We start from the raw sequence: 11,524 nt of genomic DNA, 5'->3' as shown, positions 1-11,524 counted from the left end.
GGATGGCCGATGTCGATCAAACACGTTTTCAAGCGCACCGGCGGTTGGCTGTACCTGAACACGGCCCTGGGTCGCGGGCCCTTGCGCGGTGCCGGGGTGATCCTGATGCTGCACCGGGTGCTGAGCAACGACCGCGCCGCCGAACTGCCCCATCGCAACGAGCTGTGCGTCGGCCCGGAAGCCTTCGAGCACCTGCTGCTCTGGCTGCAACGCCACTTCGATTGCGTGCCCTTGATGACGCTGCTGCTGGCCGACCCGGAACACGTGCCGAACCGCCCACGGGTGGCACTGACCTTCGACGACGGCTGGCGCGACAACGCCATGAATGCCTTTCCACTGCTGCGCCAGTACCAGGTGCCGGCGAGTATTTTCCTGTCCACGGACTTCATCGGCAGCCGTCAACATTTCTGGTGGGAAACCCTCGGCGAAACCCTCTGGGGCAGCCACGGCCAGGTGGCGCGTCACTCGCTGATCGAACATTTGCATCAAGTCGGCCGGCCACTGCCGGTGCTGCTCGATGACATCGACGACGACCGCCGCAGCCTGGCGCTCGTGCACTACCTGCAAAGCCTCAAGAGCCTCGACCCACAGGTGCTGAGCGACCTCACCGAAAGCTGTCCCCATGGCGCCCAGCCCCAGGCGCTGGACTGGTCCCAAGTACGCATGCTGGAAGACTCCGGCCTGATTCGCTTCGGCCCTCACGGCGCCAGCCACGCGATCCTCACCGGGCTGGACGACCAGCGCCTGCACGAAGAACTGTCGCGCAGCCGCATCGCCCTGGAAAACGGCTGCGCACAACCCCTGCCGGTGTATTGCTACCCCAACGGCGACCACGATGCCCGCGTGCGCCAGCAGGTGGCCGCCCACGGTTATCCGTTTGCCCTGGGTACCGAGACCGGCCTGTACCGCCACGACGGCGACCCCTTGAACCTGCCGCGCTTCGGCGTCAGCCAACGCAACGCTCATCACCCTGAACTGCTGGCCTGGCGAATTCGCCGAGGAACACGCTCATGAGCCGTGGTCATTACCTCAAGCATCTGCTGTTGAGCATGGGGACGCGCCTGGCGATGATCGGCCTGCGCCTGCTGCGTAATGTGCTGCTGGCACGGGTGCTCGGGCCCAGCGAACGGGGACTGTTCGCCCTGCTCAGCACCCTGCCGGACCTGATCAGCGCCGCCACCAGCGGCGGCCTGAACTCCGCCGTCGGCTACCAGGCAGCGCAGCAGCGTTCGATGGGTTTGTTGCTCAGCCAGGTGCTGGTGTTCGGTTGCCTGCTGGCCGGGCTGCTGACCTTGCTGGTGGTGGCGCTGGCGCGCGAGTTTGGCACTGACCTGGACGTCACCACACAATTGGGGTTACTGGCCTGGCTGCTGTTGCTCGCCGTGCCGTTGACCGTGCTCAAGAGCGGCCTGCTGACCCTGCACAACGCGTCCGGCGGCGTCGGCGCCTTTAATGCCCTGCGCCTGGTGGAATCGGTAGCGCCGCTGTTGCTGTTCCTGGCGTTGTTCTGGCTCTGGAAAGACGCGGCCCTGGAAGCGGCGTTGATCAGTTGGCTGGCCGGCCTGAGCCTGGTGGTGCTGGCCGGTTGGGTCTGGCTGCGCCGGGACCAGGACGTCACCCTGCAATGGGATCGCAGCAGCCAGAACGAGCTGCTGCGCTACGGCGCCCGCAGCCACCCGGACCTGTTGTTCCAGCAAGTGATCTTGCGCTCCGACTACCTGTTCATCGGCGCCCTGCTGGGCAGCACCGCCCTGGGTCACTACGCGATGGCCAGCGCCGCCGCCGAGCTGCTGCTGATCGTGCCGGAAGCCGTCACCACACCGCTAATGAAGCGCCTGTTGCAGCAGGACCGGGACATGCAGCGCCTGACCCCACTGGCCTTGCGCCTGACCGCCACGGTGATGCTGGGGGCCTGCCTGAGCATGGCCTTGATCGGCGAATGGTTGATCGTCACCTTGTTCGGCGTCGCCTACCAACCGGCGTATCCGGCGCTGCTGGCACTGCTGCCGGGGCTGTTCGGGCTGTGCTACGCGAGCATCCTGCGCCTGGACCTGCTGGGCAAGAACCGGCCCGGTGCTGTCTCGTTTTTGATGGGCTTGGGGGCGCTGCTGAACCTGGCGCTGAATGTGTTGCTGATCCCGCGCTATGGCATCGTCGGTGCCGCCGCCGCATCGTCCATCGCCTACCTGGGCGTGACCCTGGCGCTGCTGGCGATGTATTGCCGCCTCAGCGGCGTGGCGCCGTGGCAGACACTGATCATCCTGCCCAGCGATTTACTGCCGATGCGCCAGATGCTACTGGGGAAATCGGCATGAAGTTTCCTGGCGCCTGGCCGTGCGCCTTCGCGAGCTGGCTCGCATCCACAGGCGCGGCACCGAACCCTGTGGGAGCGAGCTTGCTCGCCAAAAGGACGACGCGGCACTGGGCGTTGGGCGCCTGCCTGTGGGCGCTGGCGCTCTCGGCCCATGGCGCATCCATGGCCTGGACCGGCATTCGCGACGGCAGCCTGTACTTGCAGACCGATCGGCCAGACACCGTGACCGTGCGCTGGGTGCCGGCCTGGCAAGCCAACGCCAATGCCGAGCATATCTACCTGCTCAATGGCCAGGGCCGCCTGGTGGGTGAACGCCTCATCAAGGCCGAGCAGGAACGCGGCGAGCAGCAATGGCCCTTGCTGCCCGGCCCCGCCAGCTATCGGCTGGAAATCCCCGGCTACAGTTTCCGTCGCTATACCCTTGAACACGATGCACGCACCCAGGCGCTGTTCGCCCCGGCCAAGGTGCACTTCAGCGCCGAAGCCCATGACGGCGACGAACTGTACTTCAAGGTCGCCGCGGGCGAGCGTGCCGTGCTGGCGGGCAAGTTCCACGGTGGCGTGCGCGGCCTGCAAGCCCGGCGCGTGGCCGACGGCAAACAACTGCAACTGAACCTCAAGCCCTACCCCGCCTATTGGCAGTTCGACCAAGTGGCCCTGCCGGTCGCCGACGTCGAGCAGGTCTGGCGCCTGCACTTGCTGGGCAACGGCAAGGCGGCGTTCTGGCTGGACGGCACTGCCAACCTGTTCGCCCAAGCCCCGGCGCAACTGCAGCCGCTTCGCGAAGCCCCGGGGCACGTGCAGTTGAAGGTCTACCCCGAGGTGCTGGGCAACACGCCGAAACTGGGGATTTCGCTGCCTTACGTCATGCCGCCGCCCGCCGCCTACGCGGTCATCGATGCACTCAAGCCCCAGGCGGCCAGTTACTACAGCATGGTCGACGTGACCGCCGCCAAGCCCGACCACGAGGATCGGTTCCGGCGCCTGTACCAGGATCGCTTCGGCATCAACCAGGACATTACCCTGCTCGCCGGCAGCGGACGCAAGGCCGACCTTGTGGCCGATCGGACCAGCAACAGCGGCCTGCAAGCCTGGCTCAAGTCCACCCGCGCCCTGGGCGGCAAAGGCGTGCATTACTTAGGTTTCGCCGATGAGCCGAACCTCAACTACCCCGACTTCGCCAGTTATCAGGCGGTGTTCGAGAGCATGGCCAATGAGGTCCGCGCCCTGCCCGCCAACGTCCGCGCGGGGGTGCGCATCGCGATCCCGGCCAGCTCCCGGTTCACCAACGGTCCGCTGGCCGAAAACGCCGCCGACAAACGCGGCATCGACTGGGCCCGGCGCCTGCTGGCCCAGTACGGCGACCAGGTCGACGCCCTGGCCTGGCATGAATGGATGATTCGCGACCTGTTGGCGACACGGGTGTATCGCAGCAGTGTGCGGCGCGCCGCCAGGCTGGTGGGCCTGGACGCCACGGGCCGGCCACGCAAGGCGCTGCTGCTGGACCAGACCAATATGTCCAGCGGCTCGAGCCTGAGCCCCTACGACCAGGAAACCCACTACGCCGCCCTGTGGTGGACCTCGGTGGTGATCAACGCCTCCGCCGATGGCCTGCTCGACATGCTCAACTGGTTCCAGGCCGCCGACGAGCCGGAGTACCCCAAGGGCATGGTGAGGGTCCTGGACAACGATCGCTTCGAGCTCAAGCCGGTGGGCCTGGCCCAGCAGTTCATCCAGCAGCACTGGTTCGACCAGGTGTTACGCCTGGACAACGACGCCTTCGAAGTCGACGCACTGGCCATGGCCACCGGCATGCAGCGCGGCCTGCTGGGCGTGAACAAAAGCACTCGGGCGCAACAGGTCGATATCGACGCCGGGCTCTGTCCTCAGGCGCAGGCAACCCTGGTGTATTTCGGCCCGGACAACCGCAGCCGCAGCGCCTCATTCACCTGCGAAGCCGGGCAAATCCATTTTCTATTGCCAGGCCAAACCCTGTTTGCCCTGGGCTGGACCACCTCTTCCATTCCTCAACCCGCCACCCGTCAGGAGGCACCATGAACGTACTGCAGAAACTGCGTGATCGCATCCAGAAGAAAGGCCTGCGCGCCGTGTTCAAACAGGTGATCCGGCACTTCGTGTTTTTCCACTCGCAACTGGTGTGGCTGGAACACGACGTGCGAGTCCCGCTACCGCCCCATAACCTCAAGCCCTACCCGCCGGCGCGCCGGGAATTCATCACGGTCAGCAATGCCGACGCGTTTGCCAAGTACTTCGGCGACCGCGTCGAAACCATGCGCGAACTGGCGGCCGAAGGCTACACCGGCTTGATGTACCTGGATGGCCAGGGCGACGCCGTGGGGTTTGCCTGGGGCAGTACCCGAGATTATTTCGATCGGCATTTCTATCGCTGCCTGTTCCCGATCAAGCCGGGCGAGTATTTCCAGTTCGGTGGGGAGATGACCCGCGCTTACTGGGGAACCCAGATGTCGGCGGACGTCCAGCAGGACATGTGGAGGATCATGGCGGAAAAAGGCTGCACCAAGATGGTCGATGTCTGCGACTTGCAGAACATCCCGGCGATCAAGATGCACATCCGCATGGACTTCAAGGAGCGCGGCCAGATCACTCACGTGTATTGCCTGTTCGGGCGCTGGCGCTTCTTCCGCGATACGTTCTACACCGGCTCGGTGCTGGATACCTTTCGCAAACCGGCCCAGCCCGCCCCCACGGCGGCGGCGGCCTGATGGCAATCCGCTTCGAATGGCGACGCTCACTGCTCGCCACGGACTTCCCGGCAACGGCTTATGAGCAGCTGCGCACCCGGGTGGCCGACTACACGCCGTTCAATAACCTGGCCTGGCTGCAAGCGGCGGAACTGGCGCTGCAACCCGGCCAGGACCTGCACGTGCTGCTGGGCTGGCAAGACCAGGCGCTGAGCCTGTGCCTGCCCCTGGTCAGCGCGCGCGAGCGCATCGGCGGGCTGCGGTTCCGGGTGCTGCGTCACCTGGGTTATCCGCTGGCGGACCGCATCGCCCTGCTGGTGCGCGTCGACGCTGACAGCATGGGCCAGGCGTTGATGCAGATCCGGCAACAACTGCCCCACGCGTTGCTGCAATTGAATGAAGTGGTCGAGGCCGTCGGCGAGCAAAGCGCGCTGAGTGCCTGGATGGCATTGAGCTCCACCGGGGAGCGGCGGTTGAGCTGCCGGGTCCCGGTGCATCTGATCAGCGACAGTGACCATCAGGAAATTTCCGGCGATCCACGCTATAAGTTACGTAAGGCACGCAAGCGTATCGCCGCATGCGGCGCACAGATCCGTCGACTGACCCCCGATGCCATCAGCATGGGCCTGCTGCTGCAGGAACTTGCCGAGGTCGAGTCGGCCAGTTGGAAAGGTGAAGAAGGCGTCGGCATTTTCTCCGACCCGGTGCGCCGGCAATGGATGAAACACGCCTTCACCGCCCTCGCCGCCCAAGGCCTGGTGCGCGTGGTGGTGCTGGAGCTGGAAGGACGCTGCATCAGCTACCGACTGGGCCTGCTGGAACAGGGCCGACTGTACGACTACAACCTGGCGTTCCTGCCGGAGCATGCCGACCTGGGCAGCGGCCGGGTACTGCTGGAGGAGTGGATCCGCTGGGGGCTGGAGGACAACTGGCGCTGGGTCGATGCGTCCCGGGTCAGCCTGGAAAACTCCAGCCATCAACTGCATGAACGCATGACCGGACAATTGGAACACTGGCGTTGGAGTTTTTATTCATGGCAACCCGGCGGGCTGGTCCTGGGGTTCGCCTTGCGACTATGGAAGAGTCTCAAGCCATGGCTACGCAAGCGCCCGGCCGCCGCAACACCTTTGCCCCCCACTTCCAAGCGCCAGGAGAACGTGAATGCCTCAACAAGTGATCGTCAACGCTGACGATTTCGGGCTCTGCCTCAGTGAAAACGCACTCATCCTGCGAGCCTTCGAGGCCGGCGTGATCAGCTCCGCCACCGCCATGGCCAACATGCCAGGGTTCGAACAGGCTTGCGAGCTGGCCCGCCAACCCCTGCTCAACGGACGTATCGGCTTGCATTTCAACCTCAGCCACGGTGCGCCGCTGAGCCAGGCAATCACCTCGCGACCCGCGTTCTGTGCCCCCAACGGCGAATTCGACCTCAACGTGTCGCGCTACTGCCTGCGCCTGGGTTCAAAAGACCTCGCGGCGGTGCAAGACGAACTTGAGGCGCAATGGCAACATTGCCTGGACCACGGCCTGCACCCCAGCCACCTCGACTCCCACCAACACGTGCACAACATCTGGCCCATCGGCGAGCTGGTGGCCCGTTTCGCCGAGCGCCATGGCGTGCCCATCCGCTTGGCGCGCAACCTGGGGGCAAACCTGAACGTGCCCAAACGCATCTTCAAGACCCTGCTCAACCGACGCATGCGCAGCCTCAGCGGCGCGACGGCCGACTACGTCTGCACCCCGGCCGACCTGGACCACGCAGCCCCGCCGGAGCATGGCTCACTCGAAGTGATCGTCCACCCGCAGGACCTGGACGGCGACTTCGGCGACGCCAGCCTGGCACCCGGCGAATCACTGACCCAGGTGCTGCACAAGCGCCTGGCGGGCGTGCCCAAAGTGCCCTACGGCAGCAAGCGGCAGCCTCTGAGGTTGGCTGAGTATGGGGACGTGCACTGACCGGCGGATAATGGACATCACGCTGCCCCCAACCGGTTCGCCACTGGCATCCGTCGCCGCCGCGCCCGCCTGTTCCATTCGTCCGGGCCTGGTCTCTGGAGGCCTGAGTCATCATGGCATCGTCCTCAATGTTTTAGGGGGTCGAGTTTTCGAGTGAGGCGAAGCCAAAGACTCCGGTATGGGCCGTGAAAGTCTCTATAAGGCCTTCGCTCCGGGGGGCGAAGCCGCGCTTTGATACCGTACTCAAGGTCGTCCACGCAATGGGTATCGATTTATGTGCACGCCCCACTCCCACGCAGAATCCGACGACCGCATGAGCGCAAGCCCGCAGCCGTCTGAAATCACGCCACTCTTCGGGCGAATCTGTTAAAAGGCATCTTTCCGTCTTGAGTAGTGAAACCCTTCGATGCGTTCTTTTTTTCTTCCTCGTCCTGGTCGGCGCTGGCTGGCGATGCTGTGCATGGCGGCGATGGTGGTCGGGCTGCCGGTGGGCTGCGCGGTGTTGCAGCACAAGGAGCGCGAGCTGGTGTTCAGGATCGAGCCCGGCACGGCCAGTTGGTTCAGCGGTTTGCCGAGCAGCGTGCAGGAGTTCGACCTCAAGCCCAGTCAGTTCAAGGCCGGGGAGAATATCCACGGCTGGTGGTGGCCGGCCGAGCGCAAGAGTGCGCCGGCGATCCTGTACCTGCACGGTGTGCGTTGGAACCTGACCGGGCAGTTGTTTCGCATCCAGCAATTGAGGGACCTGGGCTTTTCGGTGCTGGCGATCGACTACAGGGGATTTGGCAAAAGCCATGGCGACCTGCCCTCGGAAGCCAGTGTCTACGAAGACGCCCGGATCGCCTGGGCACGCCTGGAAACGCTGCAACCCGACCCGGCGCTGCGGCTGATCTATGGCCACTCCCTGGGCGGTGCCGTCGCGGTGGACCTGGCAGCGGAACTGGGCCAGAAAGCGGCGAAAGACGGCAGCGTCGTAGCGGCCCGCGGGTTGGTCATCGAATCCACCTTCACGTCCCTGGGCGATGTCGCCACGGCCATGGCCGACACGTCGCTGCCGGTACGCTGGTTGCTGTCGCAGAAATTCGATTCCATCGACAAGATCCACGAGATCAACATGCCCTTGCTGGTGGTCCATGGCGCCGCCGACCGCTACGTACCGCCACGCTTCAGCGAACAGCTGTTCAACGCCGCCCAGGAGCCCAAGCGCCTGCTGCTGGTGCCGGGTGCCACCCACAACAACAGCATGAGCCTGGCCGGCCGGCAGTATCGCCAGGCACTGGACGCCTTGCTCAAACCTCGCCCTTCCCCCGTGGCCGGAGCGCCCCAGGTGAACGCCGCCAAGGCCGGCTGAGCCGATCCGCCCAAGGGATGGGTCGACGGGCAGGCCGCCTTCGCGAGCAAGCTCGCTCCCACAGATGAGTGCAGTGAATCAAGCACCTGCAAACACCACCAACCCCCTGTGGGAGCGAGCTTGCTCGCGAAGGCGGTGGGTCTGTTTGCTGAGAGGCTGGATGGGCTGACGCCTTCGCGGGCAAGCCCGCTCCCACAAGGCTCGCGCCAGCCGCAAGGCTCAAATCCACCCCAATCAACCAGGGGGCTGGACGAAAAAAAACGGCACCTTTCGGTGCCGTTTGTCTTTCACTGTCAGACGCTTTACTTGCGGGCCGCTTCCCACGACTTCAGCAGTTCGCTGTAGCTCACGGTCTCACCTTTAGGCTTCTCGTTCGCCAGCTTCGGCTTCGGTGCCCCCGGTTGATCGAACCAGTACTGCGCATCGCGCTCCGGGTTCATTTTCGGGGCGCAGGTCGCCTGGGCCTTGGAGCGTTCCAGGCGCGTCATGATCGCGTCCTGGTCCTTGGCCAAGCCGTCGAGCGCCTGTTGCGGGGTCTTCTCGCCACTGGCCGCTTCGGCGATGTGGCTCCACCACAGTTGCGCGAGGCGCGGATAGTCCGGCACGTTGGTCCCGGTCGGGGTCCATTGCACGCGGGCCGGGCTGCGGTAGAACTCCACCAGGCCACCGAGCTTGGGCGCCAGGTCGGTCATCGCCTGCGAGTTGATGTCCGACTCACGAATCGGCGTCAGGCCAACGATGGTCTTCTTCAGCGACACGGTTTTCGACGTCACGAACTGCGCGTACAGCCAGGCCGCCAATTTCTGCTTCTCAGGCGTGGACTTCATGAAGGTCCAGGACCCCACGTCCTGATAACCCAGCTTCATGCCCTCTTCCCAGTACGGACCACGCGGCGAAGGTGCCATGCGCCATTTCGGCGTGCCGTCGGCGTTGACCACCGGCAGGCCCGGCTTGGTCATGTCGGCGGTGAAGGCGGTGTACCAGAAGATCTGCTGGGCGATGTTGCCCTGGGACGGCACCGGGCCGGACTCGGAGAACGTCATGCCCGCCGCTTCCGGTGGCGCGTACTTCTTCAGCCAGTCGACGTATTTGGTGGTGGCGAACACCGCCGCCGGGCCGTTGGTATCGCCACCACGGGTGACGCTGGAACCGACCGGATGGCAGTCCTCGACGCGAATGCCCCACTCGTCCACTGGCAAGCCATTGGGCAGGCCCTTGTCGCCGCCGCCGGCCATGGAGAACCAGGCATCGGTGAAGCGCCAGCCCAGGGACGGGTCTTTCTTGCCGTAGTCCATGTGGCCGTAGACGCGCTTGCCGTCGATTTCCTTGACGTCTTCGCTGAAGAACTTGGCGATGTCTTCATAAGCCGACCAGTTCACCGGTACGCCCAGCTCGTAGCCGTACTTCTCCTTGAACTTGGCCTTCAGGTCCGCACGCTCGAACCAGTCGGCGCGGAACCAGTAGAGGTTGGCGAACTGCTGGTCGGGCAGTTGATACAGCTTGCCGTCCGGTGCAGTGGTGAACGAGGTGCCGATGAAGTCCTTGAGGTCCAGGGTCGGCGAAGTGAAGTTCTTGCCTTCGTTGGCCATCAGGTCGGTGATCGATTCAGTCTTGCCGTAGCGAAAGTGCGTACCAATGAGGTCCGAATCGTTGACCCAGCCGTCATAGATGTTTTTGTCCGACTGCATCACCGTCTGCATCTTCTCCACCACGTCGCCTTCTTGCAGCAGGTCGTGGGTCAACTGGATCCCGGTGATTTCGGTGAAGGCCTTGGCCAGTACCTTGGACTCGTATTCGTGGGTGGTGAGGGTTTCCGACACCACGTTGATCTTCATGCCACGAAACGGCTCGGCGGCCTTGATGAACCACTTGAGCTCTTCGAGCTGCTGCTCGGCTGTCAAGGTTGACGGTTTGAATTCACTGCCGATCCATTTTTTAGCGGCGTCTTCATAGGCGTCAGCCCAGGCCACAGCGCTCAAGCCGCTGAGTGCCAGTGCGGCTGCCAATGAAACGCTATGTCGCAGCTTATTGTTTTTATTGAACATAGAGACCTCCTGTTTGGATTTGAGAGCCTGATCGTCAAATACGCGCGACTAGCCCCACCGCATCACTGCCAACAGCCACACCCAAGACAACGCGAACGCTGTCCAGATGCTCCAGTCGGTGGCGCCGATGACCAGCAGATGCAGGTAGGCGCTACCGAGAAGACCGATAAACAACCGATCGCCACGGGTCGTGGTAATCGGCAGGAAACCACGCCGAGGGATGCTCGGCGAACGCAACTCCCAAGTGGTCATGCCGATCAGGAACAAGGCGATGACCCCAAAAAACGCCGCCGTCGGGACGGTCCAGTTCATCCATTCCATCATCGACTCCTCAGACCCGGCCCAGGGCAAAGCCCTTGGCCACGTGGTTGCGAACGAACCAGATCACCAGCATGCCCGGCAGGATGGTCAACACCCCCGCCGCCGCCAGCACGCCCCAATCGATGCCGGACGCCGACACGGTGCGGGTCATGACCGCGGCGATCGGCTTGGCATTGACCGAGGTGAGCGTGCGGGCCAGCAACAATTCGACCCAGGAAAACATGAAGCAGAAGAACGCCGTCACACCGATGCCGGAGCCGATCAACGGGATGAAGATCTTGGCGAAGAACTTGGGGAAACTGTAGCCGTCAATGTAGGCGGTCTCGTCAATTTCTTTCGGCACCCCGGACATGAAGCCTTCGAGGATCCACACCGCCAGCGGCACGTTGAACAGGCAGTGGGCCAGGGCCACGGCGATGTGGGTGTCGAACAGCCCGATGGACGAATACAGCTGGAAAAACGGCAGCAGGAACACCGCCGGTGGCGCCATGCGGTTGGTGAGCAGCCAGAAGAACAGGTGCTTGTCCCCCAGGAACCGGTAGCGCGAGAACGCATAGGCCGCCGGCAGCGCCACGGCCAGGGAAATCACCGTGTTCAGGCTCACGTAGTACAGCGAGTTCAGGTAACCGGTGTACCAGCTCGGGTCGGTGAAGATCACCTTGTAGTTGTGGAAAGTGAAGTCCTGGGGCCACAGGGTCAGGCTGCCGAGGATCTCGGTGTTGCTCTTGAACGACATGTTCAGCAGCCAGTAGATGGGCACCAGCAGGAACAGGATGTAGATCAGCAATGGAACCAGCTTTTTCTTGCTCATCGTGCG

Annotated in this window: 10 protein-coding genes and 1 pseudogene; 8 read left to right on the top strand and 3 right to left on the bottom strand. The window is 63.8% G+C overall.

Annotated elements, in window-relative coordinates:
* Window positions 1–9 precede the first annotated feature (9 nt).
* The 8 genes and pseudogenes from V5F23_RS09230 (at window position 10) to V5F23_RS09195 (ending at window position 8,341) form a co-directional block, all read left to right on the top strand.
* Entirely contained in the window at window positions 10–1,014 is a 1,005-nt protein-coding gene (locus V5F23_RS09230) for a polysaccharide deacetylase family protein (RefSeq protein WP_042728301.1), read from the top strand.
* Window positions 1,011–2,315, top strand: a complete 1,305-nt coding sequence (locus tag V5F23_RS09225; protein ID WP_338498122.1) for an oligosaccharide flippase family protein — start codon at window positions 1,011–1,013, stop codon at window positions 2,313–2,315. Before V5F23_RS09230 ends, V5F23_RS09225 begins: the two co-directional genes overlap by 4 nt.
* A gap of 161 nt (window positions 2,316–2,476) precedes the next feature.
* Window positions 2,477–4,372, top strand: coding sequence for a hypothetical protein (locus V5F23_RS09220; protein WP_338498883.1), 1,896 nt, complete (start codon window positions 2,477–2,479; stop codon window positions 4,370–4,372).
* The gene (locus V5F23_RS09215) at window positions 4,369–5,058 is read left to right on the top strand and encodes a hypothetical protein (protein ID WP_047737317.1); all 690 of its coding nucleotides are present in this window, start codon (window positions 4,369–4,371) and stop codon (window positions 5,056–5,058) included. The genes V5F23_RS09220 and V5F23_RS09215 overlap by 4 nt, the downstream gene beginning before the upstream one ends.
* The gene (locus V5F23_RS09210; protein WP_212803593.1) at window positions 5,058–6,227 is read left to right on the top strand and encodes a GNAT family N-acetyltransferase; all 1,170 of its coding nucleotides are present in this window, start codon (window positions 5,058–5,060) and stop codon (window positions 6,225–6,227) included. Before V5F23_RS09215 ends, V5F23_RS09210 begins: the two co-directional genes overlap by 1 nt.
* On the top strand, window positions 6,199–6,993 hold the full coding sequence (locus tag V5F23_RS09205) for a ChbG/HpnK family deacetylase (RefSeq protein ID WP_042728297.1): 795 nt from the start codon (window positions 6,199–6,201) through the stop codon (window positions 6,991–6,993). The genes V5F23_RS09210 and V5F23_RS09205 overlap by 29 nt, the downstream gene beginning before the upstream one ends.
* A 163-nt stretch (window positions 6,994–7,156) precedes the next feature.
* A pseudogene (locus V5F23_RS09200) lies at window positions 7,157–7,310 on the top strand (transcriptional regulator); the annotation flags it as partial.
* 89 nt (window positions 7,311–7,399) lie between these two features.
* Window positions 7,400–8,341: an alpha/beta hydrolase gene (locus tag V5F23_RS09195; RefSeq protein WP_042728296.1), complete on the top strand. Its 942-nt coding sequence runs from the start codon at window positions 7,400–7,402 to the stop codon at window positions 8,339–8,341.
* 302 nt (window positions 8,342–8,643) lie between these two features.
* On the opposite strand, the gene V5F23_RS09190 is transcribed toward V5F23_RS09195, so the two are convergent.
* From V5F23_RS09190 to V5F23_RS09180, 3 genes are read right to left on the bottom strand one after another with little or no spacing between them, the layout of a single operon-like run.
* Complete coding sequence (locus V5F23_RS09190) at window positions 8,644–10,386, bottom strand: ABC transporter substrate-binding protein (protein WP_042728295.1); 1,743 nt, start codon at window positions 10,384–10,386, stop codon at window positions 8,644–8,646.
* Between the two features lie 48 nt (window positions 10,387–10,434).
* Window positions 10,435–10,707 (bottom strand): DUF2160 domain-containing protein, encoded by a 273-nt coding sequence (locus V5F23_RS09185; protein WP_042728294.1) that lies wholly within the window; start codon window positions 10,705–10,707, stop codon window positions 10,435–10,437.
* A 10-nt stretch (window positions 10,708–10,717) separates the two neighbouring features.
* Window positions 10,718–11,518 carry a carbohydrate ABC transporter permease gene (locus V5F23_RS09180; RefSeq protein ID WP_042728293.1) on the bottom strand — a complete coding sequence of 267 codons (801 nt, stop codon included), beginning with the start codon at window positions 11,516–11,518 and terminating at the stop codon, window positions 10,718–10,720.
* Window positions 11,519–11,524 lie beyond the last annotated feature (6 nt).

The organism is Pseudomonas sp. WP18, assembly GCF_036689585.1.
In the GTDB taxonomy this organism is placed as follows: Bacteria; Pseudomonadota; Gammaproteobacteria; order Pseudomonadales; family Pseudomonadaceae; genus Aquipseudomonas; species Aquipseudomonas chlororaphis_E.
This window is presented reverse-complemented; position numbering and strand designations above follow the sequence as displayed.